Annotated in this window: 21 protein-coding genes; 8 read left to right on the plus strand and 13 right to left on the minus strand. The window is 45.2% G+C overall.

Annotated elements, in window-relative coordinates:
• Positions 1 to 104: 104 nt before the first annotated feature.
• From CLV31_RS16715 to mltG, 4 genes are all read right to left on the minus strand, one after another.
• Positions 105 to 1,934, minus strand: coding sequence for a DUF885 domain-containing protein (locus CLV31_RS16715; protein WP_111394140.1), 1,830 nt, complete (start codon positions 1,932 to 1,934; stop codon positions 105 to 107).
• Between the two features lie 80 nt (positions 1,935 to 2,014).
• Entirely contained in the window at positions 2,015 to 2,995 is a 981-nt protein-coding gene (locus CLV31_RS16720; protein ID WP_111394142.1) for a YihY/virulence factor BrkB family protein, read from the minus strand.
• A gap of 11 nt (positions 2,996 to 3,006) precedes the next feature.
• On the minus strand, positions 3,007 to 3,414 hold the full coding sequence (locus CLV31_RS16725) for an acyl-CoA thioesterase (protein ID WP_111394144.1): 408 nt from the start codon (positions 3,412 to 3,414) through the stop codon (positions 3,007 to 3,009).
• A gap of 1 nt (position 3,415) precedes the next feature.
• Positions 3,416 to 4,459: an endolytic transglycosylase MltG gene (gene mltG, locus CLV31_RS16730; RefSeq protein WP_111394146.1), complete on the minus strand. Its 1,044-nt coding sequence runs from the start codon at positions 4,457 to 4,459 to the stop codon at positions 3,416 to 3,418.
• A 346-nt stretch (positions 4,460 to 4,805) separates the two neighbouring features.
• Here mltG and CLV31_RS16735 point away from each other — a divergent pair, with 346 nt between their 5' ends.
• The 5 genes from CLV31_RS16735 to CLV31_RS16755 all read left to right on the plus strand — a co-directional run bounded on the left by CLV31_RS16735 (position 4,806) and on the right by CLV31_RS16755 (position 10,728).
• The gene (locus CLV31_RS16735) at positions 4,806 to 5,921 is read left to right on the plus strand and encodes a peroxiredoxin family protein (protein WP_181452658.1); all 1,116 of its coding nucleotides are present in this window, start codon (positions 4,806 to 4,808) and stop codon (positions 5,919 to 5,921) included.
• Positions 5,922 to 6,299: 378 nt separating this feature from the next.
• A complete protein-coding gene (locus tag CLV31_RS16740; protein ID WP_220084347.1) occupies positions 6,300 to 6,716 on the plus strand; it encodes a (deoxy)nucleoside triphosphate pyrophosphohydrolase in 417 nt (138 codons plus the stop codon).
• Positions 6,717 to 6,719: 3 nt separating this feature from the next.
• The gene (locus CLV31_RS16745; RefSeq protein ID WP_111394149.1) at positions 6,720 to 7,346 is read left to right on the plus strand and encodes an L-threonylcarbamoyladenylate synthase; all 627 of its coding nucleotides are present in this window, start codon (positions 6,720 to 6,722) and stop codon (positions 7,344 to 7,346) included.
• Positions 7,347 to 7,440: 94 nt separating this feature from the next.
• The gene (locus CLV31_RS16750) at positions 7,441 to 8,112 is read left to right on the plus strand and encodes a WbqC family protein (RefSeq protein WP_111394151.1); all 672 of its coding nucleotides are present in this window, start codon (positions 7,441 to 7,443) and stop codon (positions 8,110 to 8,112) included.
• Between the two features lie 81 nt (positions 8,113 to 8,193).
• Positions 8,194 to 10,728, plus strand: coding sequence for an ATP-dependent Clp protease ATP-binding subunit (locus tag CLV31_RS16755; RefSeq protein ID WP_111394153.1), 2,535 nt, complete (start codon positions 8,194 to 8,196; stop codon positions 10,726 to 10,728).
• 151 nt (positions 10,729 to 10,879) lie between these two features.
• Here the strand turns inward: CLV31_RS16755 and CLV31_RS16760 are convergent, their stop codons facing one another.
• The 4 genes from CLV31_RS16760 to CLV31_RS21875 form a co-directional block, all read right to left on the minus strand.
• Complete coding sequence (locus tag CLV31_RS16760) at positions 10,880 to 12,277, minus strand: MBL fold metallo-hydrolase RNA specificity domain-containing protein (RefSeq protein WP_111394155.1); 1,398 nt, start codon at positions 12,275 to 12,277, stop codon at positions 10,880 to 10,882.
• A gap of 80 nt (positions 12,278 to 12,357) precedes the next feature.
• On the minus strand, positions 12,358 to 14,313 hold the full coding sequence (locus tag CLV31_RS16765; protein WP_111394157.1) for a PspC domain-containing protein: 1,956 nt from the start codon (positions 14,311 to 14,313) through the stop codon (positions 12,358 to 12,360).
• A gap of 28 nt (positions 14,314 to 14,341) precedes the next feature.
• The gene (locus CLV31_RS16770; RefSeq protein ID WP_111394160.1) at positions 14,342 to 14,671 is read right to left on the minus strand and encodes a PadR family transcriptional regulator; all 330 of its coding nucleotides are present in this window, start codon (positions 14,669 to 14,671) and stop codon (positions 14,342 to 14,344) included.
• 140 nt (positions 14,672 to 14,811) lie between these two features.
• Positions 14,812 to 14,961 carry a hypothetical protein gene (locus CLV31_RS21875; RefSeq protein WP_181452659.1) on the minus strand — a complete coding sequence of 50 codons (150 nt, stop codon included), beginning with the start codon at positions 14,959 to 14,961 and terminating at the stop codon, positions 14,812 to 14,814.
• Between the two features lie 75 nt (positions 14,962 to 15,036).
• Between CLV31_RS21875 and CLV31_RS16775 the strand changes: the two genes are divergently transcribed.
• Both CLV31_RS16775 and porU2 read left to right on the plus strand, forming a co-directional pair.
• Positions 15,037 to 16,158: a putative type IX sorting system protein PorV2 gene (locus CLV31_RS16775; protein ID WP_146250917.1), complete on the plus strand. Its 1,122-nt coding sequence runs from the start codon at positions 15,037 to 15,039 to the stop codon at positions 16,156 to 16,158.
• The gene (gene porU2 / locus CLV31_RS16780) at positions 16,155 to 21,170 is read left to right on the plus strand and encodes a putative type IX secretion system sortase PorU2 (protein ID WP_111394162.1); all 5,016 of its coding nucleotides are present in this window, start codon (positions 16,155 to 16,157) and stop codon (positions 21,168 to 21,170) included. The genes CLV31_RS16775 and porU2 overlap by 4 nt, the downstream gene beginning before the upstream one ends.
• On the opposite strand, the gene CLV31_RS16785 is transcribed toward porU2, so the two are convergent.
• Positions 21,167 to 21,862 (minus strand): VTT domain-containing protein, encoded by a 696-nt coding sequence (locus CLV31_RS16785; RefSeq protein ID WP_111394164.1) that lies wholly within the window; start codon positions 21,860 to 21,862, stop codon positions 21,167 to 21,169. The genes porU2 and CLV31_RS16785 overlap by 4 nt on opposite strands.
• 119 nt (positions 21,863 to 21,981) lie before the next feature.
• On the opposite strand from CLV31_RS16785, the gene CLV31_RS16790 reads away from it, so the two are divergent.
• Entirely contained in the window at positions 21,982 to 23,127 is a 1,146-nt protein-coding gene (locus tag CLV31_RS16790) for a cystathionine gamma-synthase (protein ID WP_111394166.1), read from the plus strand.
• 50 nt (positions 23,128 to 23,177) lie between these two features.
• Here CLV31_RS16790 and CLV31_RS16795 read toward each other — a convergent pair whose 3' ends face one another.
• From CLV31_RS16795 to CLV31_RS16810, 4 genes are all read right to left on the minus strand, one after another.
• Positions 23,178 to 23,732 (minus strand): hypothetical protein, encoded by a 555-nt coding sequence (locus tag CLV31_RS16795; RefSeq protein WP_111394168.1) that lies wholly within the window; start codon positions 23,730 to 23,732, stop codon positions 23,178 to 23,180.
• 69 nt (positions 23,733 to 23,801) lie between these two features.
• On the minus strand, positions 23,802 to 24,635 hold the full coding sequence (locus CLV31_RS16800; RefSeq protein ID WP_111394170.1) for a hypothetical protein: 834 nt from the start codon (positions 24,633 to 24,635) through the stop codon (positions 23,802 to 23,804).
• A 3-nt stretch (positions 24,636 to 24,638) separates the two neighbouring features.
• Positions 24,639 to 25,589 (minus strand): Smr/MutS family protein, encoded by a 951-nt coding sequence (locus CLV31_RS16805; RefSeq protein ID WP_111394172.1) that lies wholly within the window; start codon positions 25,587 to 25,589, stop codon positions 24,639 to 24,641.
• The gene (locus tag CLV31_RS16810) at positions 25,586 to 26,884 is read right to left on the minus strand and encodes a cryptochrome/photolyase family protein (protein WP_111394174.1); all 1,299 of its coding nucleotides are present in this window, start codon (positions 26,882 to 26,884) and stop codon (positions 25,586 to 25,588) included. The genes CLV31_RS16805 and CLV31_RS16810 overlap by 4 nt, the downstream gene beginning before the upstream one ends.
• Positions 26,885 to 26,906 lie beyond the last annotated feature (22 nt).

Below are 26,906 nucleotides of genomic sequence, written 5' to 3' on the forward strand. Positions count from 1 at the left end.
TCCGGTTAATTTTTTACACTCACTTCTTACTACTCACTTTTTACCACACCCACAAAAAAACTAACCCTTCAAATTACACCCGGTCCGTCGGGACTTCCTGCCGATTATTGCTCTCGGACTTTTTCTTCGGCTATCCATCGCTTGACCTCCTTTTCCAAAATATCCAAAGGCAAAGCCCCACCACCCAAAATCCGGTCATGGAATCGGCGGATGTCAAACTTGTCTCCCAGTTCGGTTTCTGCCAGTTTTCTGAGCTCCTGAATTTTTAGCATCCCGATTTTGTATCCGGTTGCCTGACCGGGGATTACCATGTAGCGACGAACTTCTGCCTGAATAGCACCTGGAGCAATGGAGGAATTTTCAGAGAAATATTGGATTGCATCAGCCTCGGTCCAGCCTTTGGAATGGATCCCTGTGTCCACCACCAAGCGGATCGCTCTCCAAATTTCATTGACCAAGCGACCGAAGTCGTAATAGGGATTTTGGTATTGCCCCATTTCCTTGGCTAGTGTTTCAGAATATAAGGCCCAACCTTCGGCATAGGCATTGAAATTCATTTGCGTACGGAATTTGGGCACCGATTCCAGTTCTTGGGCAATGGCGACTTGCATATGATGGCCTGGGTTTCCTTCGTGGTAGGCCACTCCTTCCATAGTGGACTTGGGCATCGCCTTCATGTCGGAAAGATGGACATAATAGGTGCCGGGACGGCTTCCGTCAGGGGTGCCTTGATTGTAATGTTGGGGTGCTCCGGGCTGCTCACGGAATGCTTCCACTCTTTTCACGACCAGGTCTGCCTTGGGAAGGATGCCGAAGTATTGGGGAAGTTTTGCTTTGATTTCGTCCAAAAAAGCAGTGGATTCGTCCAGATACGCCTGACGCCCTTCATCGGTATCAGGGAAGAAAAATTGGGGATCACTGTTGATGAATTTAAAAAACTCTTTCAAATCACCTTTGAACCCCACCTGATCTTTGATCGCGAGCATCTCTCCTTGGATGCGTTTGACTTCATCAAGTCCTATCTGGTGAATTTGATCCGCGGTGAAATCCGTGGTGGTTGAACTTTTGAGTTTGTGAGCATAAAATGCATTACCTTTTTCATGTCGGCTGACTCCCGTTGGCTTTTCTTCCAGATTTGGCAGTTCGGATTCCAGCCATGCAATCAATTCTTCATAGGCGGGTTTAAACTTTTGGGTCAATGCCATTTTCGCATTGCTTCGGAGAGTTTCGGCCTGTTCTGCTGTGATTTTGCCTTCCTTTTCCAACTTTTCGATTTTGGTCAGGGCATCTTTCCAAAGCGGAGCTTCGGCGGCATCGCTGCTGAAAGGCTGACCTTGGAGCAAAGCCTTGGACTGCTGGATGACATATTCATAGGCAAATTTGGGAGGTCGCACTCCGGCTGCTGTCTGAAGTTTGGCGCGTTCCAGAAGTTGAGTGATCGCTCTACCGGTCTCTTGATACCGTTTGATCAGGGCTTCCATGTCTGCGGATTCATCCACACGGTGAAAATTGATCAGCATGTTGGGCAGCATGGTATGCGGACCTGACATTTGGTTGAATACATAGTTCATCCTCCGGAAAGCGACATCCGATTTTTCCATCTCATATTGATATTCCCAAAGTTGGTAAGATACACGGGCCTCCGGGCTTAGAGATTCAAGAGGGAATTTTTCCTTCATCTCTTCCACACTGGCTTCCATCCAGGCGAGACGTTGATCTTCCCCAGCTTCACTCATGTCATCGATTTGATCATACCTGTCTTTGCGGCCTTGCGTAGCCAGCTGAAGGGGGCTCATCTGCAGGAGTTCTTCGTATTCGGCATCAAACCAAGCGTTGATTTCTGCATCGCTCACTGTTTTAGGAGTAGGGTTGCCACAACTCAATACAGCGGCAAATCCGAAGAGTAGGGCTGCTGTGGAGAAAGATTTATTCATAGTATGGGATAGGGTAAAACAAGTGTCCAGGAATTAGGAAACTTATTAAAAATCTGTGTAAAGGCGTTATGATGAAGCCGTTAATTTTGATTGGAGGAAAAATTGCCAGACAAGACCTTCCTTCTTCTTTCGCGCTCTTTTTGCTTTTCTTCTGCCAAGTCCAAACTCACATTTACTTCAAAACATACCAAAACAATCAGAGAAGTAATGTAAAGCCAAAACATCAAGGCGATGAGGGTACCTATAGAGCCATACAGTTTGTTATAACTGGCAAAATTCTCCAGGTAAAAGATAAACCCGTAAAAACCCAGGGTGATTAAAAGTCCAGCCAATTGAGCACCGGCTGAAAAAAAACGCCATTTGTCATGGACTGCTGGGGCAAATCGAAAGATAAATGCAGAAGTAAGGTAAAAGACCGATAGCAGGATGAAAAACTTAAGGGTATTGAAGAGGAAAATCAAAAATCCATGATTGAACAGGTGGAGTTCAGTCAGTCGGCCGATGAATAGGTTTCCGAAAATCATCACCAAGCTGGCTGCGATGATGGTGGAGACCAACGCAAATACGATACTGACCGCAATTGCCCTCATACCAAAGTATCCCCGATTTTCTTTGGTTTTATAGACCGAATTAAACGATACCATCATTTGCACTACCCCATTGGTAGAGGCATACAGCGCAAAGAAAAAACCGAAAGAGATCAGGCTTTGCCTGGGTTTTGAGACGATATCCATGAGTGTGGTCTCAATATTTTTGTAAATGTCTTCGGGCATGATACTTTGGACAAATGCCAAAATATTTTCTGTCGTGACCAATGGGATAAAATCCTGCAGGTAAGGAATCAGATTGAGTAGGAAAAGAAGTAAGGGAAAAAGTGCCAGCGTATAACTAAATGCCATGGCAGCGGCACGTTCGTTGATGTCGTCTTTTTTGAGTTGTTGAATAAAAATCCGTACCACATCGTATAGATTTTTTTCAGGACTTCCAAAATGGATTTTTTTTAAATGCCTCGCTTTAAGCTGGATTCTAAGTCTCCATTTGAAAATTTTCTCCTTGACCACAGAATGCTGATTTAAGTAAAAAATGGTTTTAATAAAGCTAACAAATTTCCCGGTGGCCGGGTTGGCTGATGGGTGTCTTTTTTCAGAAAAGCCAAGGTGGTCCAACCCTCCGTAATTACTTCGTTGGATTCGTTCAGGACCTGATATTCAAATCGGATTCTCACACCGGGAAATTCCGGAATGGTGGTGCGGATGGTGAGCAACTCGTCATATTTACCCGGCTTGAGGTAGCGAAAGTGGCTTTCCAAGACCGGCATCATTACGCCGTTTTCCTCCATTTCCCGATAAGAAAATCCTGCCGATCGCATCGCTTCCACTCTGGCTACCTCGAAATACATCGCATAATTACCATAGTAAACATATCCCATTTGGTCGGTTTCGGCGTATCTAACGCGGATTTGGGTTTCAGCGTGGAACATGCTAAAAGATTTTGGCGGAATTCAATGCCGTCTGATAGCGCCGGGCATTGTTGAGGTGCTCAGTGTAGGTCACTGCAAAGGCATGGTACCCCGAGAAGTCCTCTTTGGCACAAAAGTACATGTAGCTGTGTTTCTCGGCATTCAGGACCGCATTGAGGGAATTGATATCGGGAAGATTGATCGGCCCGGGAGGGAGGCCGGCATTTTTGTACGTGTTGTACGGGCTGTCTATTTCCTTATGGATGTTGAGGATTCGCTTCAGCGTGAAGTCTCCGGTGGCATACACCAAGGTCGGGTCGGCCTGAAGTGCCATTCCAATTTTTAATCGATTGAGGTAAACTCCGGCTATTTTGGGTCGTTCATCAGCTTTTTGGCTTTCGGCCTGCACGATCGATGCCAGCGTGCTCACTTCTTTTTGGCTCAATCCAAGGGCTTGCGCTTTCTGCTTTCGCTCTTCGGTCCAAAAAGTCTGATATTCCTTATACATCCTGTCAAAAAGTGCTTCCGGGCTCGTGTTCCACCAAAACTCATACGTATTGGGAATAAACATGCTCATGATCGTCTCTTCCTCAAAATCAAATTTTCGGATATAGACAGAGTCTTGGATCAAAGTGAGAAACTGCTCTTGTGTCACTTCTAGATTTGCCGTGATTTTTTCGGCCAAGTCCTCTTTGGTTCGCACATTATTAAAGGTGACTTTCACAGGAACCTGTGCTCCTGATCTCAGCATTCGGACCAGCTGAAGGTTGTTCATTTTAGGATCTATTTTATAGAGCCCGGGCTTGACACCTTCTTGATAGCCCAGGATTTTGGCCACGAAACCAAAGCTCAAGGCATCGTTGATCACCCGATCCGTATAAAGCTGATCGTTGACATTTTTAAACACCGCGTTGGTGGGGATTTTCAGCATGTAGGGCTGATCGGATTCCACCAGGGTATTAGGACTGAAGAAGACCTGATAAAAATAAAAGGTCATGGAAATAGCCAGTACCGAGATCGAAATCAGGAGAACCAGCATGATTTTTTTGCGCTTTTCGAGTTGCATAGAGGGCAAAAATAGGAAATAAATTTTGTGCTTGGTGAAGAGTGGGTCGACCCCGGGGAATTTACGATTTGGGATTTCAGATTTACGACGCGGTGCTCAAACCCCGATCTTTACTTTTTTAATTCAACCCTATTTTGCTTGAGTTTGTCTTAAAAATATTTCGCAAAGCGATTATGGAGAAGGATGATTTTCTTCGATGCCAGGCATTTCAAGGTGTCTTTTCAACCGAACTCCTTGCTCAGCGAGAACCGGAATATTTACCTGGTATTTCTGATTAGTTTCTTTTCAATTCAAACCTCTCCTATTATCTTAAGCGATCAGTATTGTTTTAGTAAGTTTCAAGATGATGAAGAAAATAATTTTTGGATTGACTTTCATGGGTTTGTGTTTTTCCTGTGATGCCCCACTTTCACCAGATCAGGTATTGGAAAAATCAAAAGCGAAAATTCTTGAATCAGTGCAAATTGGGTTTCATCAAACCATGGTTTGGGAAGATCCAAATCTGGGGGAATTTGACACAACTTTGTACATATCCTTTTTTCAAAAGAATCCAAATGCTGATTTGGGTTATGATTTTTTTGGGAAAAGAGGAGAAGGGGAGTTTTGGTTTGTTGGTAATGTTTCTTTTTGGGTGGATCATCAAGATCGGGAAGTAACTGTAGTGGAGAATGAAACAGAGCGCCTTTCCAGTAATTCCTACCGATCATTTAGCCCGATCCATTTACTCGCCCAGGAGCCGTTGAATTATAAAAAGGATACTGTAGTCAATGGCAAAACTTTAATGGAGTTCGTTTGGGTGGAAATGGATACCGTGGTCATGGAGAAAAAAGTGTTCCTCGAAAATCACCTATTTATCAATCCGGCCAATTTTCTGCCTGAGTTTCTTTCCAGAAGGCTATACCATGATGGGAAAAGAAATCAGCTGATCGAGGTCTTTTATTCCAATTATTCATTTGATCCAGTCAGTGAGCCACTGGAGCCCAAAATACCTCAAGGGTATGTTTCCAAAGCTGATGGTGTGGAGATCAGCGAATCAAAGCTTCTGGCGATCGGGGAAAAAGCTCCCGATTTTAGACTAAAGGATTTGAAAGGCAATTGGGTCAATTTGAGTGATTTTAGGGGTAAAAAAGTATTGTTGGACTTTTCCATGATCCATTGTGGCTGGTGCAAAATCGCCATCGACCAATTTAAAAAATCTTCATTTTCCTTTTCTGAAAATGTAGTTCCACTTTATATCAATCCGGTTGATGAGCCGGGAAAAATGGAAAAATACCAATCCAGGGTAGGGATACCATTCCCTGTCTTGATTGGAGCTAAGGAAGTGGGACAAGCGTATGGGGTCAGAGGTTACCCCACCTTTTATCTGATTGATGAAAATGGTGCCATTGAACTTGTAGATGAAGGATATTCGGATGAATTGATCCAAAAGTTGAATTCAAAGGTAAAAACCGAAAGCAATTGAGAGAAGGCGTTTGAGAAAGAAGTAGTCATTTCAATAGAAAATGAGTATCCGCAATCTTGCACGAAGCCAAAGGATTTAAAGGTTTGATGCCGGATTTTGGCAAATTCCCCCTAAGGGGGCTAGGGGATTTAAATCATCGAAATAATTTCAAATTCCTTAATACGTGCAGCATTGCGAATAGTCATAAAATAGAAAATGGAAATGAAATTTCCTGCGGCAGTGGAATAACCTAAACCCCTCCTTTAATTTCAAGAAGCGACTGGAGTTGTTTTTATCCTGTTTCAACCACCGAGAGTATGGTATTTCCTTATTTCAACGAGCAAAGCGAGTTGTATTTCCACCGTATTTCTATCTTGTTTTCTTTTAACTGTCAAGTTTATGAAAATCATCCCTGTCACCTGTGCCATCATCATCCATCAGGGAAAAGTTCTTTTAGCCCAGCGCTCAGAGGTAATGGATTTACCCGGCAAATGGGAATTTCCAGGAGGGAAGGTGGAAATGGGAGAGGATCCGAAAGCGTGTCTGATTCGGGAGATCGGAGAAGAATTGGGGATCCAAATTTTGATCAAGACCGAATTGACCCCGGTGGATTTTGACTATCCGACCAAGAAGATCCGGCTGATCCCGTTTGTTGCGGATTGGACTGGAGGGGAGATTATCCTTGCAGAGCATGCCCAGGTGGGTTGGTATGACCAAAATCAGCTTTTTTTGCTGGATTTGGCGCCAGCAGATATTCCAATTGTGCACGAATTGACAGAAAAATGGGTTAACCTTGTAGCACCAAATCAAAGGTAGGCCATGGCTGATTTTATAAGACTTTATGAGGAAAATCCCGACCCAAGAAGGGTCCGTCAGATCGTGGAGATACTCAGAAACGGAGGGATAATTATCTATCCGACGGATACAGTCTATGGCTTGGGCTGTGATATCACCAATCAAAAAGCCGTAGAAAAAATCTGTAAAATCAAGGGGATTAATCCCAAAAAACATAATTTTTCCTTCGTTTGCGCAGATTTGAGCAATATCTCACACTACACCCGGGTCATCACCAAGCCGGTTTTCAAGATGATGAAAAAAGCACTCCCGGGGCCGTTTACTTTTATTTTGGAAGCGAGTTCACAAGTGCCGAAAATCCTGCATAGCAATAAAAAAACAGTCGGTATCCGAGTGCCCAACCATGGAGTTCCCAGGGCTATAGTAGAGGAACTCGGGCAGCCCATTCTGTCCACTTCGATTTATGACGAAGACGAAATTGTCGAATACAGTACAGACCCTGAGTTGATTTTTGAAAAATATCAGAATCTGGTAGATGTGGTTATTGACGGAGGATATGGCTCCAATGTGCCTTCTACGATTCTGGACTGCACCGGTGAGGAGGTGGTCGTGGTCCGGGAAGGACTGGGGCAGTTGGAGGAAATTCTTTGAAAGATTCTAGAAGCTAGAGACAAGAAGCTAGATTTGACATCCATATTCCTCATTCGGTATTCCATATTCGATAGTTTAATATTCCGAAAACCGAATGAAGAATCCTGACCATCGAACGCCAACCCCCGAACCCCTTTTCCCCTTGAAGCGCATCGCCATTGATCTCCACTACCTTCCCACTTTAGAGTTTTTTGCCGCGATTTACGGTGCAGAGGAGCTGTTGCTTTTTCCCGATGATCTGTACCAAAGACAGTCTTTTCTCAACCGGACTCGCATTCTTTTAGCCAACAAGGTGGAAACCTTGAGCATTCCTATTCAAGGCAGAAGGCCGAAAATCCCGATGAGGCTAGTCAAAATCGATTATTCTCAAAAGTGGCAGGCAATTCACCTTCGAGGAATACAGAGCGCGTATGGTAAAGCTCCGTTTTTCGAATATTTTTTTCCCTACTTCCAAAAAGTATTGGAAGGACACGGAGCAAGCCTTTGGGAGTTAAATTATTCCCTTCTGACAATCTGTCTGAAATTACTGAGATGGCCTGTCAATCTAACCGTGGTTGAAAATGGACAAATTCCCGAGGAAGTTTTGGATTTAAGGGGTCTGATTGATCCAAAAAGGCATTTTTCCCAAAATGGATACTACCAGGCCCACCCCTATGTCCAGGTTTTTGGCGTAGACTTTGAGCCAAACCTCAGCGTCTTGGATTTATTGTTTTGCCATGGGCCTCAAGCTGAAGAGCTTCTGAAGCAATCCCTAAAAAAACCATGAACAAAGCTTAAAAGGATTGTGTTTTTAAAACAAATTCGGTAACATACGTACAGATTTATTAGATAATCAGAAAGGATTTAAATGGAAGCAAAATTTTCGAACAGAGTCAAAGAGGTGATCTCTCTCAGCCGCGAAGAAGCCCTTCGTCTGGGACATGATTACATAGGCACAGAGCACCTCTTGCTTGGAATGATCCGGGAGGGAGAAGGTGTAGCTGTTTCCATTCTTAAAAAGCTGGGTATTCCGCTGGATGAATTGCGAAATGCCATCGAACGGGCTGTAAAAGGGACTGCCAATCACAATGTGAAAAATATGGCCAATATCCCCTTGACCCGTCAGTCAGAAAAAGTGTTGAAGATCACCTATCTCGAGGCTAAAATATTTAAAAGTCAACTGATCGGTACCGAACATTTGCTTCTGTCTATCCTGCGAGACGAGGATAACATTGCTACACAGATTTTAAACAAATTTGAAGTGGGATACGACACCATCAAGGAAATGCTGGAAATGCAATCTGACGCAGGTACTGCTCCAAGAGCCCGCGCAGAAGCTGAGGATGGAGACGATGACGGTTCCAAACTGTTTGGTTCTTCTAATCCCGGAGGGGGAGGAGCTGCCAAGCCAGGTGCTGAAAAATCAAGAACTCCGGTATTGGACAATTTTGGTCGGGATTTGACCAAAATGGCTGAAGAAGATAAGTTGGACCCCATCATTGGCAGGGAAAAAGAAATCGAGCGAGTGGCTCAAATTCTTTCCAGAAGGAAGAAAAACAACCCGATTCTGATCGGTGAACCCGGTGTAGGTAAAACGGCTATTGCCGAAGGACTTGCGCTGCGGATCGTTCAGAAGAAAGTGTCCCGTGTGTTATTCAATAAGCGTGTGGTCACCTTGGATTTGGCCTCGCTCGTTGCGGGTACCAAATACAGAGGGCAGTTTGAAGAGCGGATGAAGGCGGTCATGAATGAGCTGGAAAAATCTCCAAACGTCATCCTTTTCATTGACGAACTCCATACCATCGTCGGTGCAGGCGGAGCTTCCGGTTCCCTGGATGCATCCAATATGTTCAAACCCGCACTGGCCCGTGGAGAAATCCAATGCATCGGGGCTACCACGCTGGATGAATACCGGCAATACATTGAAAAGGACGGGGCTTTGGCCCGACGCTTCCAAATGGTCATGGTGGATGCTACTTCACCCGAAGAGACGATTCAGATCCTTAACAACATCAAGGATAAATATGAAGATCACCACAATGTGATCTATACTCCCCAGGCTATCGAGGCTTGTGTGAAGCTGTCGGACAGATATATATCTGATCGGTTTTTGCCTGATAAAGCCATTGATATTCTGGATGAAGCCGGAGCTCGAGTGCACATCAACAACATTCATGTTCCAGAAGATATCCTCAAGCTGGAGGCTGAAGTTGAGAACATCAAGGCGGAGAAAAACCGTGTGGTGAAATCCCAAAAATATGAGGAGGCAGCTCAATTGAGAGATAAGGAAAAGAAACTTCTCGAACAGTTGGATGCCGCCAAGGCACGATGGGAGGATGAAAGTAAATCCAAGCGCTTCACCGTAGAGGAGGATAATGTGGCTGAAGTCATTGCCATGATGACCGGTATTCCGGCCAAGCGAATCGCCCAAAATGAAGGCAATAAATTGCTCAATATGGGTGAGGAGCTGAAAGGAAAGGTAATCGGACAGGAAGAGGCCATCAAGAAACTGACCAAAGCCATTCAGCGAACGCGCGTAGGATTGAAGGATCCCAAAAAGCCGATCGGTTCCTTTATTTTCTTAGGACCTACCGGTGTGGGTAAAACCGAATTGGCCAAGACACTTGCCACCTACCTATTTGATAAGGACGATGCCCTGATTCGGATTGATATGTCGGAATACATGGAGAAATTCTCGGTATCCCGATTGGTCGGAGCGCCTCCGGGCTATGTAGGATATGAGGAAGGTGGACAGTTGACCGAAAAGGTCAGAAGAAAGCCATACTCAGTAGTCCTACTTGACGAGATAGAAAAAGCTCACCCTGATGTGTTCAATATTCTGCTTCAAGTTTTGGATGATGGTATCCTGACGGATGGCTTGGGAAGAAGAGTCGACTTCAGAAATACCATTATCATCATGACTTCCAATATTGGCGTTCGTGACTTGAAAGATTTCGGTGCAGGGATCGGTTTTGCCAATAAGGCCAAACAGGAAAGTATGGATGAGATTATGAAATCCACCATTCAATCTGCCCTCAAAAAGGCCTTCAGTCCCGAATTCCTGAATCGATTGGATGATGTGGTCGTCTTTAACTCACTTTCCAAAGAAGACATCTTCAAGATTATTGACATCAGCTTGGGTAAACTCTTCCGAAGGATTACCGAGTTGGGATACAAGATCGAACTGACCGAAAAGGCAAAAGAATTCTTGGCCGAAAAGGGATATGACCAGCAGTATGGTGCCAGACCTCTAAATAGAGCCATCCAAAAATACCTCGAGGATGCTATCGCTGAGGAAATCCTCAAAGGAGATTTGTCCGAGGGGGATGTCATCACCGCGGATTATTCCGGGGAAGGTTCAGAGTTGAGTATCTCTGTGAAAAAGAAAGAAAAAGCTGACTAGCTTTAGACTTAAAGAATAATTCAAAAGCCCTGATCGCGAAAGTGATCAGGGCTTTATTAGTTTGTAGAAGCCGGATTTTAAGGTAAGGCAAATAGGTTTGTCATACCGGAAATCAAGTTTAGCTGAACGGGAATTCCCTGCCTTTGACGGATTAAATCCCTTCAAATAGCACAAAAGATTCCAAATATTGGGGGATAATGGTATTCCAACCCAATTCTTCGTTGAGTTTGACCGATAGCGCCTCCGCACTTTTCTTTTCACCGTGGACGATGAAAGTCATTTTCGGTTTTTCACAAAATCCCTCTGCCCAATCCATCAATTCGTCTTGGTCGGCATGCGCTGAGAGCCCCTCTACGGTATAAACTTTTGCCCGGACGGGCACCTCATTTCCATAGATCCTTACTGAGGGCTCACCCTCCAATATCCTTCTTCCGCGCGTTTCCTCAGCCTGAAAACCCACCATGATTACCCCGTTTTTTTCATGAGGAAGGTGGTGGAATAGATGGTGGAGGACTCGGCCTCCGGTGGCCATTCCACTGGCTGAAATAATGATTGCATTTCCCCTGAATTCATTAAGGGACATGGATTGCTCCTGTTTTTGAAAGTATCGTAACTGGGGATGCTTGAAGGGATGATGCTCTTCTTCAAGCATGGCTGTCAGTCGGTGATCTGTATGGAAATCCAGGTAAAGTCGGGTGGCATCTATTGCCATGGGACTGTCTACAAAAACCGGCGCTTTCGGGATTTTGCCTTTCTCCATGAGCTGATAGATATGGTACATCAATAGCTGGGTTCTGCCTACCGCAAATGCGGGGATGATGACCAGTCCACCTCGGTCAAAAGTTTCTCTGATCGCTCGTGCTAATTCTTCCTCGGGTTTTTGTTCGGTAGCTTTTCGGTCTCCGTAGGTGGATTCGATCCACACGATATCTGCTTTGGGGATTCGGGATGGAGGATATAGAATCGGGTCTTTATATCTTCCCAAATCTCCTGAAAACACCAATTTCTTGCTTTGGTGGTCGCCTTGAATCACAACCTTTACAATGGCCGCACCAAGAATATGACCTGCATGAAAATAGGTCACTTTGATTCTGGGATGAATTTCAAAGGTAGATTCGAAAGGTTGGGGGGAAAGAAGAGGAAAGACCGCTTCAGCATCTTCCATGGTATAGAGGGGCTGAGGATTTTCGTGCTTGGAATATCCTTTTTTTCGGGCATATTCTGCTTCTTCTTCTTGTAGTTTTCCTGAATCGAGAAGTAATATCTTGGCAAGTTCTGCGGTTGCCTCGGTACAATAGATCGGTCCGTTGAATCCCTGTTTGACCAATTTGGGGAGATACCCAATGTGGTCCAGGTGTGCATGGGTCAATATGATGGCTTCCAAATCGGAAACAGGCATTGGGAACTTGTCCCAGTTTTGTTGTCTGAGCGCTTTAGGGCCTTGAAACAGCCCACAATCCACCAGAAATTCAAATTCTCCGATGTCGATAAGGTACTTTGAGCCGGTAACTACACCGGATCCACCTAAAAATTTTGCGGTTACATTCATGGGATTTGGGTTTGAAAAAGAAGTTACAAAAAAAGAGACACCACCACGGTGTCTCTTTGATTTTTATCGGGTTGAAAATCTTATTGTTCTTTCATGAAGTAAGATTCCTTGAATTTAGCTTTGCTGGAGCTGTCTAATTTGGCTCGGGTCAGGGAATCCATGGTACTTTTTGTTTCTTCCCATTCGTCCCAAGCTCTTCTCCGATCTCCCTTTTCTCCGGGGCAGGTCAGACAAATCAATCCGGCCTCATTGAATACCCAAACGGCCTCTTGACGAACATCCGATGATCTATAGCCATTGTTGTAGATGGTATTTCTCAGAATTTCCAATAATGACCTCTCCATGATAAAGGGCCTGTCGTAAGGGATCTCCAGTCTGAGGTTGATCCGTTGGTCTCGGAAGGATTTCAATTCATTCAGATCATAACCTTCCTCGAAGGTAATGATGGAATCTTGGACGCTATAGGAATAGTTCAACTTCTTGGCATTTTCCAAAGCATCCGCTTTAGTCCTACCTCTGGCGGAAAACTCCTGGACCAGAGATACTACCGAATCTGCCGTACCTACCAATTGAAGGTTAGCCTTATTGAATAGCTCCTCATCCTCCAGATCATTTGCCTTGATGATCAGTGTTCCGGCAGTTAGGGGAAGTGCAGCTTTTGTTTCCACTTTATTTTCTTCCTTAAACTGGGCTACAATTTTAGGGATCTGGAAACCGGCAATTCCGATGCAGAGCAACCAAAGAGCCAAAGCTACCAAGGCAAATCGTCCACCGATCAGATTCTTTTGGGCCAAAACACTCAATCCCAAAAGCAAGATCATAATCCCCGGTATAAATACTAGCCCCAAGGAAGCTACTACAAGCCAAACCGGAACCAAATCGGTAAACAGCTCAATAGGGAAATTGTCCACGAATGTTCTAAAATCGGTATCAGTGATGCCGAAATAAACCGCCAGGGAGAGGAGAGGGGCAATGGTCAAAGCCAAACCCAGCATGAAGATGATCAATCCGAAAATCACCCGGATCACGTGAGCCAAAAACCTACCCAAAGGACCCAAAGCCGAGCCTAAAGCATCAATGATTTTGCCCAAGATCCGAAATGGAGTCATCAGGATTTTTTTCAGGGTAGATTCCGGCTGAGGGGGAATGGGATTGATCGTTTCTTTGATTGTAGAATCAATGCTGTCCAGGGTGATTTCTCCCCCCTTCATTTTGATTCGCTCAGTGATCGAACTTGCCACCGGAGTAATGATCCAGAGGATCAGGTATATCAGTAGCCCCGAACCTCCCGCAAAGGTGAGGATCACAAAGGCAAGTCTTACATACAAAACTTCTACTCCGAAATAGGCGGATAATCCACTTGCCACACCCCCTAGAACTTTGTCATCTGGGTTTCGGAACAGTTTTTTGATGTTCTTATCCTCTACTACTTCATAGGAAACCGGCAAAATAACCCAAAGAACGATGTAGGCTATCAACGCGAAGAACCCGAAGCTCATATTGAATTTAAAGTTGTCAAATGGAGTGATATCCAAGAGTCCCGGTCTGAGATTGATATTGCCACTGAACAAAAGCAAAATGGCGATCAATCGGGTCCAAAGCGGGTCTATGGAGAAATAATGAGCTATCCCGGCACATACGCCTCCGAGGATTTTTTTGCTCTCCATTCGCATCAGCTTTTTATAGCCTCCTCGGTCGTTTTGAGGTGGAGTCACATATTTGTAAAAATCATCCTGGGCGGACTGTGGTTCTTTTTCCTCAGTTTCCTCCTCCACAGTACTGAAATCTGCGATTGTCCCCATTTTTTCAATGAGTCTATCGACATTTTCTGCAGTGATGACCTGCTTGTTGTTTTTCAGATTGGAAAGGAAAATTTCGGCTATCCGATTTTCGATGTCCGAAATAATCTCTTTGCTGTCCTTGTATCCTGAGAAATGCTTATTGATGGCATCCAGGTATTTTCTAAGCGTATCGTATCCGTCTTCTTCGATGTGGAAGAGAATGCCGCTGATGTTGATGCTTATCGTCTTTTTCATGGTGGTTCTTTTTTTTAGTCTTTCCCAATCAGTTTTTTGAGGTGATTTGGAGTGTGGAATTGACCAATGCTGCCCAGGTCTCAGCCAAAGTTTCTAAGAAACTTTTACCTTTCTCGGTAATTGAGTAATACTTTCTGGGAGGTCCGGCTTCTGATTCTACCCATCGGTAGGTGACCAGTTCAGCGGATTTGAGGCGGTTGAGAAGGGGGTAAAGGGTTCCTTCTACCACGATCATCTGGGCTTGGGTAAGCTCCTCGATCAGATCGGACGTGTAAACCTCGCCTCGGGAGATGATATGCAGAATGCAAAACTCCAGGAGTCCCTTGCGCATCTGTATCTGGGTGTTGGCGACATTCATGGTGGTTTATTTTTGAAGTGATAGGCAATGGGAAGTCCCATTTATGCTACAGGAAAAGAAAAAGTAGTACCAATCTTTTCCAAGCTACCTTGTATTGCCTGATTCCTTGCCAAAAAAATCAAATGGTATGAAAGTGGAGGTTAAAAAACCGCATTTGCGCGGTAGAAAAGGCTTTTCTGAAGAAAGCCTGATTTTTCATTTAAGCGCAGGATTTTTCCTGCCCTTGCGGCAATAAGACCAGGAATGTGCTGCTTCAGGACAGTGAGGTGTCCGATCATGTACATTTTCATGCAATTAGTAAGGTTAAATTCGGACTAAATCGTAGGGTGTTTTTGATTTTGAATTAATTTGTAGAAGTGAAATCAATGAATGTGAGATTTTTATTCGTTTTATTCCTTTTAGTCCTTACTAACCTTTCGGTCTCTTCCGTTTTTTCGCAGAGCCTGACTCCCAAGTATTCCAATGAATTCCTGAATATTGGAGTTGGGGCAAGGGCTTTAGGTATGGGAGGAACTCAAGTGGGTTCTGTCCGTGATGTGACCGCTTCCTATTGGAATCCGGCAGCTTTAACCTCCATACAGCATAAGTATGAGTTTTCCCTGATGCATGCCGAATACTTTGCAGGGATCGCCCAATATGATTACTTAGGATTTACTACCCCTGTCGGAAACCAAAACCAAGTGGCGGTTTCGCTTATCCGTTTTGGTGTGGATGACATCCCGGACACCCGGTTTTTGTATGATGCCAATGGAGCACTCAACTACAACAATATCCAATTTTTCAATGCCGCTGATTATGCACTATTACTCAGCTTTGCCCGAGAGGTATCTGACAAAATCAAACTTGGAGCGAATGCCAAGATAATTCATCGAAATGTGGGCAAGTTTGCTCAGGCTTGGGGATTTGGGCTTGATTTGGGAGGGATTTACCGGAGCAAGCAGCTCACTTTTGGATTGACGCTGAGGGACATCACCACCACCTACAATGCCTGGACCCATGACGCCGATCAAGTCAGAGATATCTATGCTCAAACTAACAATGAAATCCCGGTCAATACGGTAGAGCTCACCTTGCCCAGGGCAATTGCAGGCCTTGCGTATGATTGGAAAATTGGCTCTCAGTTCACCATGGTTACTGCTGTGGATTTGGAAACCACCTTTGACGGACCCCGCAATACCTTGGTCTCCACTGAGGTGTTGAGCATTGATCCTCGCTTTGGGCTGGAATTGGGATTTAAAAAATTGGCCTATGTCAGAGCTGGCATGAGTAACTTTCAGTATATCAAAGATTTTGATGGTTCTGAATCGCTCAATTTCCTGCCCAGCGCAGGTTTGGGTATCGTGATCAGCGATAGGTTCCAGATCGATTATGCGTTGGCTGATTTGGGGGATGTGTCCGAAAGCCCTTATTCGCACATATTTAGTATCAAAGTGAGTTTGGAAAAGTTGGGTCCTGATTTCAGAAAATTTAAAGGCTGGGAAAGATGAGCAGGATGAAATTGGCATTGGCTATAGGGTTGTTTTTTGCCTCTTGGATTCAGATTCAGGCGCAAGATCCTATATGGTATGATTACGGGTTGACCTATTATAAGATTCCAACGGCCAAAGACGGTATTTATCGGATTTCTCCAGAAGCACTTTCGTCCTCAGGGATCAATCTCCAAAATACCGATCCCCGCAATATCCGTGTATTTCATCGGGGAAAAGAAGTTGCGATTCATGTGTCTGGAGAAAATGACGGCAAACTTGACCCTACGGATTTTATCGATTTTTACGGCATCAGGAATGATGCGGAGTTGGATAAAAAGCTTTACCTGGGGTTTGATAAAATCCCCAACCCCTATTTCAATACCTATACAGATACGACCGCATTTTTCCTGACGGTCACACCGGGAGTTCAAGGAAAAAGGATGCAAGTCCGTGCAACGCCCCCGATCACCACGCCGACGATTTCCAACTATGAGACGGAACAGCTTCAGGTATTTTCAGATCAATACTCTCTGGGAGTAGCCTATACCCTGGGATTCCGAAAATCCTCTTATGATTTAGGACAAGGTTGGATGGGCACAATCATTACCAAAGGAAGCCCCAGAGATGTGGTGTTTTCTAATTTGGGCGCCTTGCTCAATGCAGGTACAGCGACCCTGGAAATCGGGCTGGTCGGTCGGTCGGAAAATCCGCATTCGGCAGTAATCAGCGCCGGTCCTATCGCCACTACCCAGCGGGTACTGTCCACCTCCAATTTCAACAGCTTTGAGTATCCCCAGCTGAGCATCCCTCTTCAGATGTCTGATTTCAATCCCAATGGTTCAATTGTAATCCGGGTCAATCCTCAAGGTGCTCAAGCTACAGACAATATTTCTATTGCGTACGCCAAGATCAAGTTTAGAAAACCGATAGAGCAGGGGGATTTTGGAGCCAAAACGATGATGTTTCTTCAGGGAAATCAGCGAGCGGTCATTAACCTCGCCCAGGAAATGTATGTGGGATATGATGTTCAGGATATCTATTCGGCTCAAAGAGTCACGATTGAGAAATCGGGAACCACGATGAGTTTTCAGGCAGGAGTAACCGATCGGGCGAGCAAAATTTGGATTCAGCAGGAAAAGACGGTTACCCCTGTTCAAAAGCTCATTCCTGTCAAATTCCGGAATTATTTGGCCCAAAAGTCGGATTTTATACTAGTTGGCCATAAAGAATTGGAGAAGCCGAGTAAAACCCATCAAAATCCGCTTAAAAGTTATGCAGCCCATAGGGCTTCCCCTGCCGGTGGAGGATATGATACCTTGGTCGTGAAGATGGATGAGCTCTATGATCAGTATGGATATGGAGAAAAATCACCTGTTGCCTTATATGAATTTTTAAGAGCGTACTGGCCGGTTCATCGTCCTTCCCATTTGCTGTTGGCGGCAAGGTCCCTAGCCGTGTATTCCCAAGGCAGATTGGGCAACCTCAATGTGTACTATCGCAATGCTCCGCAAGCCTTCGATTTTCAGGATTTAGTTCCCGTGGGAGGTTATCCCTTTTCTGACAATGTGTATGTGCTGGAATTAGATCCTCAAAAGCCCTTGATTCCTGCCATGGCGGTGGGTAGGATCCCCGCCAAAAACTCCCAACAGCTATCGGATTACCTGGAAAAAGCGATTGAAAAAGATCTGGTCGGGGCTTCTGAACCTTGGCAAAAAGAGATTATTCATCTGGGTGGTGGGGTTTCCGAATTCGAGCTGGAACGGTACTTTAATTTCTTGAATGGGTTCAAAACCATCGCAGAAGGGCCTTACCTGGGAGGCAAGGTCACGACTTACCGGAAGCGCTCCAATTCCGTGGTAGAGACAATCGATATTTCCGGGGATCTGAATGACGGAAAGTCCTTGTTGACCTTCTTCGGACATGGTTCACCGACTGTCATTGATATTGAGATCGGTTTTGCATCGGATCCTACGCTGGGATATGCCAATCGTGGAAAATACCCTGTGATGCTTTTCAACGGGTGTGATTATGGAAGTGCCTTTGGGACGACTTATACTCAGGGAGAGGACTGGGTGATCACGCCTCAGAAAGGAGCCTCCAATATTATGGCAAATACCTCGATCGGAGTGGATGTGATTCTCAGAAGGTATTCGGATGCGTTTTACCATTTCGCTTTTGCGGATAGTTCGAGCATCTATCAGACTGTCGGGGAGGTGAAAAGAAGGGCTGAGGAATTTTTTGTGAATTCTTATGGAATAAGTCCTTTGAATTATTCCCACATGGAGCAAATGGTGATGCTGGGCGACCCGGCTGCCAAAATTTTTCCTGCCAACAAACCCGATTACAGTATCCGGGAAAGCGAGGTTAAACTGGAAACCTTCGATGGAAGCCCACTTACGGCCATTTCTGACAGTCTCAAGCTTTCTTTTGTCATCCGAAACCTCGGTATTACTGATACAGAGCCTGTGAAATATAAGATTGAACGCAGGCTTCCGGATGGAACCATGATCAGTTTTGATCCGGTTCAGATTTCTGCCATTTCCAGGTTGGATACCTTAGCGTTTTCGATTCCCAACTTTCAGGTAGAGGCAGCAGGGGAAAATGTGTTTACCCTGACGGTGAATCCTGACCGAGTCGTCAAGGAGATGACTTTTGCCAATAATTCGGTGAATTTTTCCGCTTTTATTGCTTTGAGTGGGACGATCAATTTGTTCCCGGTTGATTTTGGAATCGTCAGGGAAAAAGAATTGAAACTACTTGCCCAAGCTCCCGGAAAAGTGGCCGAAAACCGAACCTTGATTCTCCAAATGGATACTACGAGCAGGTTCAATTCGGCATTTAGGAAGGAAGTCAGAATGACGACCTCCGGCTTGGTAGAGTGGCCGGTCACACTCCTGCCCGGAAATGATTCCACTACCTATTTCTGGAGGTCCAAATACCAGGACCCCTTACCCGGGGAGTCTGACAATTGGACGAGTAGCAGCTTTTCTTTTATCCCCAATACTTCCAATGGATGGACTCAGCGCGTGGAGGACCAGCTCAAGCAATCTCAGGCAGAAAACCTTGAATTGGATAAATCCTGGAAATATATCCGGCAAAAAATTGGTATTGAGGTGTTTACAGTAGGTGCAGGAGTAGACTCCCTCAGCTTTCGCAACACTCAGTTTTACCTCAATCAGGTGCCTCAAATTATTGACAATGTCAACAATGCCAACAGTAGACTTTGTCCAAACGGGTCTTTGGGATTGGTGGCCATAGATCAAAAGACTCTCATACCTTATTTGGCTATTCCGGTTCCCGGATTTGATATTTTGGATTCCAGATCTTGTGGTCGACTTCCTCAAATGATCCAAAGTATTCAAAATGCCTGGATCACCACGCCTGGAAACAACACCCTACAAGACTATGTCAGGGGAGTGAAGGAGGGAGATTATGTGGTGATTTTCTCGGTGGGAAATGTGACGTTTGACTCTTGGCCCGATCGGGCATACCAAAGCTTACGGGAGTTTGGTGCCAATGAGGCAACACTCAGAGCTTTGCAAACTGGGGATCCCTACATCTTGTATGGGCGAAAAGGGATGCGAGCAGGTGAGGCTATTGAAATCGTGGGTAATCCAAATTTCCAAGCTCCGGCCAGACAGCAGACCCTCAGTTTTGAATCGGATTTGGAAGGATATCTCACCAATGGCGTCATCATCACCCCGAGAATCGGTCCTGCCTCTTCCTGGGAGCGCTTTTTCCAGAAGGTCAATCCACGCTCGTGGATCAATGAGGAGGACTTTACCTATTTTGATATCATCGGTGTCACTTCGGAAGGGGAAGAGCAGCTATTGGCGGCTAATAGGCTGGAGAGTGAGCTGGATCTTTCATTTGTGGACCCGGTCAGCTATCCCTACCTCAGGCTGAGATACAGCATGAATGACCCCAATTCGACCGCCCCATCCCAATTGAATCGTTGGCAGGTGAATTATGAAGGAGTTCCTGAAGGCGTGTTGCTTCAAAAGAGCGCAGCACAGCCCCAACAATTGCGGGAAGGCCAAACAGGTCGGGTTGATTTTTCCTTTAAAAATGCCTCCATTTATGATTTTTCAGATTCGGTGAGGGTGGATTGGAAAATGTTTCATGTGCCTACCCAAAAGACTGAAAATTTCTCCCGAAAAATAGCACCGGTTCGAGCCGGGCAATCAGTGGATTTCTCGGTGGACTTTAATACCATTGGTCGAGCCGGTGAGACGCATCTGGAAGTGTATGCCAATCCTCAGATCCTTCTTGAACAAACCTATCGAAATAATCGGATCGACCTTGGACCCACCTTTGTGGTCGAAGGAGATAATTCTACCTCCTTGCTGGATGTTAATTTTGACGGAATTTATATCATGGATGGAGATCTGGTGTCTCCCAATGTGATGGTAGTGGCCCAACTCATCAATGATCAAACCTTGCTCTACAAAAAGGACACCGTAGGTATGGAGATTTTCTTGAAGAAAAACTGTGAGGGGTGTCAGTTTGCCAAGATCAATTTCTCCAATCCCAATGTCTCTTGGTCTCCTGCCAGTGATGGAAACAACTTCCGGGTCTCTTTTATTCCCGGTCCGCTCGAAGATGGTATTTACACCCTCAGGATTACCAATGAAGGATCTCAGCAACCTTATGAAATTACTTTTGAGGTGGTCAATGAATCTCAGATTACCAATTTTTATCCCTACCCCAATCCCTTTAGTACGTCTGTGAGATTTGTTTTCACAGTTACAGGTTCGGAGGTCCCGGATGAAATCAAGATTCAAATCATGACTGTGACCGGAAGAGTAGTAAGGGAAATCCTACAGTCTGAACTGGGCCCCATTCGAATCGGAAATAATCTCACCGAATATGCCTGGGATGGAAGAGATGAATTTGGTGATCAGTTAGCGAATGGAGTGTATATCTACCGGGTGTTGGTCAGGAAAAACGGGCAATTCATGGAGCATCGTCCCACTGCCGGAGACAGAGGATTTACCAAAGGATACGGGAAAATGTACCTGTTGCGCTAGGGTTTTGTTTTCTTCCAACTGTGATATATTCCTGCCACACTCAGAATCAGCAGAAATATCAAAATAATCCACTGTACCGGATGATTGAGAGATTCCTTTGCGCCCAAAAAGCTGTTGGCTACCATACCGGTGGCAAATGCAAGAAAAGTTCGGGGGAGCATGCCCGGAACACCATACCGAATTATGCTCAGAAAAGGGATCTTCAGACTTGCAAAAAGGAAATTGGAAATAGCAAAGGGGATCACAGGACTGATCCGAATGAAGAAAACCAACCCCGACGGTCGCTCGATTCTGGACTGAAGTTCCTTTTCTAATTCCGGATTTCTGGCATAGACCAGTGCCAGGAAGTCTGCGTTTAGCATTTTTCCCAAGGCATATCCTATCCCGTTGGCAAGGATATAGGCAATCAGCAAATCCGGAAATGCTGTCCAACCCCAAAAGAATCCACAAGCCAAAGCCGTCAAGGTAGTGGGGAGTAAAGCCAAGCCCAAGATACAGGAAAGCGCAATAGTCAATAGGGCATGATCCATGAAACGCTGGAGGGGAATTGTTTCCACTAAAGCGTACTCCGAAACCAAGCAAAAAGAACCCAACAGGGGAATTATTCCTACCCAGATCCAACCGATTACAGCCACCGGATGTGCCTTGAAGTACTCGACTAAAATTTTGAAAATACTGCCCTTTTTTGTCATCTTTGGGTCCTTTTGGGATTAATCGCAGGCAAGTTTAGCACCTGGGATCGGAATTACCCCTAAGTTCCTTTGCCAGTTTTCGATTTAACTTCCTACCCATATATTTAACCAACTGATTCATGAAATTTGGTACCAAAGCCATCCATGCAGGAGTAAGTCCCGATCCTTCGACCGGGGCAATTATGACTCCGATTTTCCAAACATCAACCTACGTACAAAAGTCTCCGGGAGACCACCTCGGGTATGAATACAGCCGAACCCATAACCCTACCCGGACAGCCCTGCAAAACAGTATTGCTGCTTTGGAAAACGGAAAGCATGGCATTTGTTTTTCATCCGGATTGGGGGCCATTGATGCGGTGGTGAAGCTATTCAATCCTGGAGATGAGATTATTTCTACCAGCGATTTATATGGAGGAACCTACCGCCTGTTTACCAAGGTTTTTGAGCGATACGGGATCAAATTCCATTTTGTGCCGATGAATGATCCGGAAAAACTTTCCGCATACGTCAACGAGCACACCAAAATGGTCTGGGTAGAAACTCCTACCAATCCGATGATGAATATCATTGACCTGAAAGCAATGGCCGCTTTCTCAAAGAAACACGGGCTGCTGCTTGCGGTAGACAATACGTTTGCTTCTCCGTTTTTGCAGAATCCGCTGGATTTTGGAGCGGATATCGTCATGCATTCTGTGACCAAATACCTCGGAGGGCACTCCGATGTGGTGATGGGCGCCTTGGTGGTCAATGATGACGAACTGGCTTCCAGACTGGTATTTCTTCAAAATGCCTGTGGGGCTACTCCTGGGCCTCAGGACTGCTTTTTGGTCCTTCGCGGTATCAAAACCCTCCATCTGAGAATGGAGCGCCACTGTCAAAATGGAAAGACCATTGCGGCCTACCTGAAGAATCACCCCAAGGTGGAAAAAGTGTATTGGCCGGGATTTGAAGACCATCCTAACCATGAAATCGCCAAAAGTCAGATGCGGGATTTTGGAGGGATGATCTCCTTCACTTTGGTAGGAAATCAGTTGGAAGATGCCAAAACCGTGATGGAAAACATGCACTTGTTTTCTCTTGCAGAATCCCTTGGAGGGGTAGAGTCACTCTGCGGACATCCAGCCACCATGACTCATGCCTCGATCCCAAAAGAGGAGCGGGAAAAAGTGGGATTGGTGGATTCCCTGATCCGACTGAGTGTCGGGGTGGAGGATGCCGAAGATCTCAAAAATGATATTGCCCAAGCATTGGCTAAAATCTAAAAATAAAGCCCTCTGAATGGAGGGCTTTTTCATGTCCTGATTTTGCAGACCTATTCATTGACTACCGCCGGAATCCTGACCCGGAATTTTCCGGATTCTATTTTCATACTTCTGCCGGTCCGGGTGTAAAGCGTCCCTGAAAAGCGGCCTTCCAAAATTTCACCTTCGTATTTCTCAAGGGTAAATTGTATTTGATCAGCAGTTGTAGTGCCCACAAAATTCACATCATCCTCTGGTCCGTAGGTTACGGGAACCTGGTTTTTCAGATCCCTGAGTTGAAAATCTCCTATCGGGGTCATCGGATGGGTGATCGGCCCGGATACTTCCATCGGGAGCGCTTCCCTCCAGATAAACGAATCAATGATGTTGATTCCGGCCAAAAAGGACTGATCCTGATTTTGAAAGGCAATGCCGATTTGATCTTGTCTTTCCCCTCGGAAGTATTTGTTCCAAGAAGTGTTTTCGATTTCCTGAAACAGGTAGGCTTTTCCTGCTGACCTAAATGAAATAAAGTCACCTTTTGACAAGGGGTCTTCCCCGGTTTGGCAGCCGAAAAGAAAAATAACTAAGACGGGAAAAAGGAGGAAAATGGAGCGGAAATTCATTCGATGCAGTAAAGGGTTAGTCGACTACACGGATCGAAGAGGAATTAGTTTTGAAGTTTAAATCTTTAACTAGGAAATCACCTTTTTCACCAGTTCAAAGGCCTGCTTCTCAATATCAGTGGACATTTTCTTTTTTTCCTCTTTCAGTTCTTTCACCCAATCCAAGTATTTTTTGGGAATATCTTCTTTTTCGGAAAGAAAATGAGTCATGGTCTGGAAAGTCAGGTGGTTGGAATACCAAGGCTTAAGCCCATTTTTGACGAGTTGGATTTCCTGATGGATTTGAGGGATAAAAATGGAATTAAATCCCAGGTGAAGTAGGATATTTTCCAGCATGATGACTTTTTTGAAGCTTTCGAACAAATCCCTAAAACTCTGGGTACTCATCGGGGTTTTGACATCATTGGTGGCCAGCTCCAGTTCCTCCTGCACCAGTTGATGGATTGCGGTGCTGATCATCAGCGGCTTGATTCCTTTACTGGCTTGATGGGCTCTTTCCAAAAAATCATCCCAAGCCTTGAGCGAGCTTCCAACCATCAAGTCAAAGGCCTCTTTTTGCATGATTCGCTTTTGAGAAGACAGGTAGGTCCGAAAACTTTCAAATTTTTGACCTGATTCAGTTTCTCTTAATTTGAGGCTTTTCTCGACCAATTTGAGATGCTGGATTTTTCTGAGGGACTTCTTTAACTTCTTAAAAGAAGAAAACATTGACTGCCCAAGGTATTCGTTTTCAAAGTGAATTTTGGAAAGTAAGTCGGAGTAGAGTTCCAGAAATTCCAGATGCCCGAGCAGTTCAATGGCTTTTTTGGATTTGATTTCCTTTCCCAGGTCCAAAAATAGAGCTTTCGCCTCTTGGTGCTGCTGTAAGAAAATCTGAAAAACAGGAGAAGTTTTGACCTGCATAGTTTAGGAAATTCTCACCAGTGTGGCACCATATCCCCACTGGTCCTTCTGGGTGTCCTGAAAGTACTTAATATTTCCCAATTGACTCAATCGCTTGTGGATTTCTTTTCTTAAAACTCCGTTTCCAAGCCCGTGGATAAAGGTGATTTCATCCATTCCCGAAAGAATCGCCTGATTGAGGTTTTTCTCAAATGCTTCCAGCTGAATACGCATTTTTTCGGAATTACTCAATTGATCAGGTGAAGGATGGAGCGTTTCAATATGAAGATCGACCGAACGGGCAGGCTTGACCGGACGAGGCGCTTCGGGAATTGGCTGTATTTGGTTCAGCTCAGCGTTTAGGCTTCTGATGTCCAAGTCCTTGGTGGTACGCTCCATGGCGAAGAGATACACATTTTTTCCAAGGATCGGAGCTTTGCTCAGGTGCTTGAAAAACTGCGTGGGTTTCATCTTCAGTTGGCGCTCAAAAGGAGGAATTGCTTTTTCCAGTTTGTTTTGAATGGGGATGAAACGAAGCAAAAAAGCCGGCCATTCGTCCATGTCTTTGATTAGTCGATCGTCGAATTTCCGGTGCTCTCCGCCATTTAGCGTCCCGGCAAAAAGGGTTCGATGATTCCCCCCAAATACTTCTGAGGTATGGACCAAGTAAGGCTGATGGCTGTCATTGATGAGGTAGAGACTCAGGCTTTGGTCATTGATCGGCAGAAAAGCCAAATAAAGTCCCTGATCTTTTGGCGCTGAGATAGGATGCGGGGATTCGGATTCCTTCTGGGAATCAGGCGCTGCGCCGAAGTAGCTTTTTTCGGCTTCGGCAATGAGGACCACTTCAGATTTCAAAGCAGGAATAATAAATCCATCTTCGATCTCTACTTCAATTCTGCCTCCGGAGGATACTTTTTTGACGATTCCCTCTTCTTTCCCATGCAGTAATCGTACTCTGTCTCCGATGTTCATTGCTCCAATGCTTTTTTGTAGGTCTCAATTGCTCTTGTCCGGGCAAATTTATGATCTACAATCGGCTTTGGGTAGGAATTTGTTCCTAATTCTGGAATCCATTTTTTAATGTATCGGAGATCCTTGTCAAATTTTTCGGTTTGGGAGTCGGGATTGAATACCCGAAAATAGGGCTGAGCATCCGTGCCGGTGCCTGCAGCCCATTGCCAGCCCCCATTATTGGAGGCCAATTCAAAGTCCAACAGCTTTTTGGCGAAATAGGCTTCCCCCCATCTCCAGTCGATCAATAGGTGCTTGGTGAGAAAGGAGGCGACGATCATTCGTACCCGATTGTGCATGTAGCCGGTGGCGTTGAGCTCACGCATGCCGGCATCGACGATTGGAAAGCCGGTTTTTCCTTCACACCAGGCTTTATATTCCTGCACGTTATTTCTCCAGGGAATACGGTCGTAGGCCGGCTTGAAGGCTTTGTCCACCACCTGAGGATTGTAGGCAAGGATCATCATGTAAAACTCCCGCCAAATGAGTTCATTAAGATAGGTGTCATTGAGTTGGGAGGCGACTTGGGCGAGTTTTCTTACCGAAATAGTCCCGAATCTGAGGTGGATCCCGAGTCGGGTAGTTCCTTTTTGGGCTGGGAAGTTTCGCGTCTCATCGTAGTGTCGGATGATGTCCTGATCGGCTACGGCCGAAGGGATTTCGATAGGCGAAGGTTGGAATCCCATTTCTCCCAAAGAGATACCGGGAAGGGGTTGGGTGCTTACCAGATTTTTCCAGTTCGGTTCAGAAAGAGGGTGGATTTTGGTCTGTTTGAATTTTTCCAGCCAGTTTTTACTGAAGGGAGTGAAGACTTTGTAAAATTCCCCCGAGCCATTCAGAATTTCGCCCGGCTCGAAGATGACCTGGTCTTTGAAGCTGAGCAAAGAAATGTTTTTTGTCTTAAGCATCGCTTCAATTTTCTCATCCCTTTCCTTGGCGTAGGGTTCATAGTCCCGGTTGGTATACACCCCCTGAATATCAAATTCGGAAAGCAGATCCGCATACACTTCCTCCGGCCTGCCGTATTTGATCAATAAGGAGCTGCCTTTTTGCTCAAAAAAGGACTTGAGTTCGTTGATTTTGCGGTGGATAAACTGGACACGGGCATCGGCCTTTTCCTCTAGGTGTTCAAGTATGTTCTTGTCAAAAATGAAAAGGGGAAGGACCTCTTTTTCTTGCTGGAGGGCGTAAAAGAGGGCGGTATGGTCATCTGTTCTTAGATCTCTACGAAACCAGCACAGGGTAATTTTCTTCATCTGCTTCTTTTTTGGAGAAAGT

This window comes from Algoriphagus aquaeductus (assembly GCF_003253485.1).
Lineage (GTDB): Bacteria > Bacteroidota > Bacteroidia > Cytophagales > Cyclobacteriaceae > Algoriphagus > Algoriphagus aquaeductus.

What these genes read in the sequence shown, in the direction of transcription:
- CLV31_RS16785 (WP_111394164.1), bottom strand. Translation starts at nt 21,862, where the DNA reads ATGACAAAAAAGGGCAGTATTTTCAAAATTTTAGTCGAGTACTTCAAG.
- CLV31_RS16725 (WP_111394144.1), bottom strand. Translation starts at nt 3,414, where the DNA reads ATGTTCCACGCTGAAACCCAAATCCGCGTTAGATACGCCGAAACCGAC.
- porU2 (WP_111394162.1), top strand. Translation starts at nt 16,155, where the DNA reads ATGAGCAGGATGAAATTGGCATTGGCTATAGGGTTGTTTTTTGCCTCT.
- CLV31_RS16715 (WP_111394140.1), bottom strand. Translation starts at nt 1,934, where the DNA reads ATGAATAAATCTTTCTCCACAGCAGCCCTACTCTTCGGATTTGCCGCT.
- CLV31_RS16745 (WP_111394149.1), top strand. Translation starts at nt 6,720, where the DNA reads ATGGCTGATTTTATAAGACTTTATGAGGAAAATCCCGACCCAAGAAGG.
- mltG (WP_111394146.1), bottom strand. Translation starts at nt 4,459, where the DNA reads ATGCAACTCGAAAAGCGCAAAAAAATCATGCTGGTTCTCCTGATTTCG.
- CLV31_RS16800 (WP_111394170.1), bottom strand. Translation starts at nt 24,635, where the DNA reads ATGCAGGTCAAAACTTCTCCTGTTTTTCAGATTTTCTTACAGCAGCAC.
- CLV31_RS21875 (WP_181452659.1), bottom strand. Translation starts at nt 14,961, where the DNA reads ATGAAAATGTACATGATCGGACACCTCACTGTCCTGAAGCAGCACATT.
- CLV31_RS16740 (WP_220084347.1), top strand. Translation starts at nt 6,300, where the DNA reads ATGAAAATCATCCCTGTCACCTGTGCCATCATCATCCATCAGGGAAAA.
- CLV31_RS16790 (WP_111394166.1), top strand. Translation starts at nt 21,982, where the DNA reads ATGAAATTTGGTACCAAAGCCATCCATGCAGGAGTAAGTCCCGATCCT.
- CLV31_RS16775 (WP_146250917.1), top strand. Translation starts at nt 15,037, where the DNA reads ATGAATGTGAGATTTTTATTCGTTTTATTCCTTTTAGTCCTTACTAAC.
- CLV31_RS16805 (WP_111394172.1), bottom strand. Translation starts at nt 25,589, where the DNA reads ATGAACATCGGAGACAGAGTACGATTACTGCATGGGAAAGAAGAGGGA.
- CLV31_RS16810 (WP_111394174.1), bottom strand. Translation starts at nt 26,884, where the DNA reads ATGAAGAAAATTACCCTGTGCTGGTTTCGTAGAGATCTAAGAACAGAT.
- CLV31_RS16765 (WP_111394157.1), bottom strand. Translation starts at nt 14,313, where the DNA reads ATGAAAAAGACGATAAGCATCAACATCAGCGGCATTCTCTTCCACATC.
- CLV31_RS16735 (WP_181452658.1), top strand. Translation starts at nt 4,806, where the DNA reads ATGAAGAAAATAATTTTTGGATTGACTTTCATGGGTTTGTGTTTTTCC.
- CLV31_RS16750 (WP_111394151.1), top strand. Translation starts at nt 7,441, where the DNA reads ATGAAGAATCCTGACCATCGAACGCCAACCCCCGAACCCCTTTTCCCC.
- CLV31_RS16795 (WP_111394168.1), bottom strand. Translation starts at nt 23,732, where the DNA reads ATGAATTTCCGCTCCATTTTCCTCCTTTTTCCCGTCTTAGTTATTTTT.
- CLV31_RS16760 (WP_111394155.1), bottom strand. Translation starts at nt 12,277, where the DNA reads ATGAATGTAACCGCAAAATTTTTAGGTGGATCCGGTGTAGTTACCGGC.
- CLV31_RS16770 (WP_111394160.1), bottom strand. Translation starts at nt 14,671, where the DNA reads ATGAATGTCGCCAACACCCAGATACAGATGCGCAAGGGACTCCTGGAG.
- CLV31_RS16755 (WP_111394153.1), top strand. Translation starts at nt 8,194, where the DNA reads ATGGAAGCAAAATTTTCGAACAGAGTCAAAGAGGTGATCTCTCTCAGC.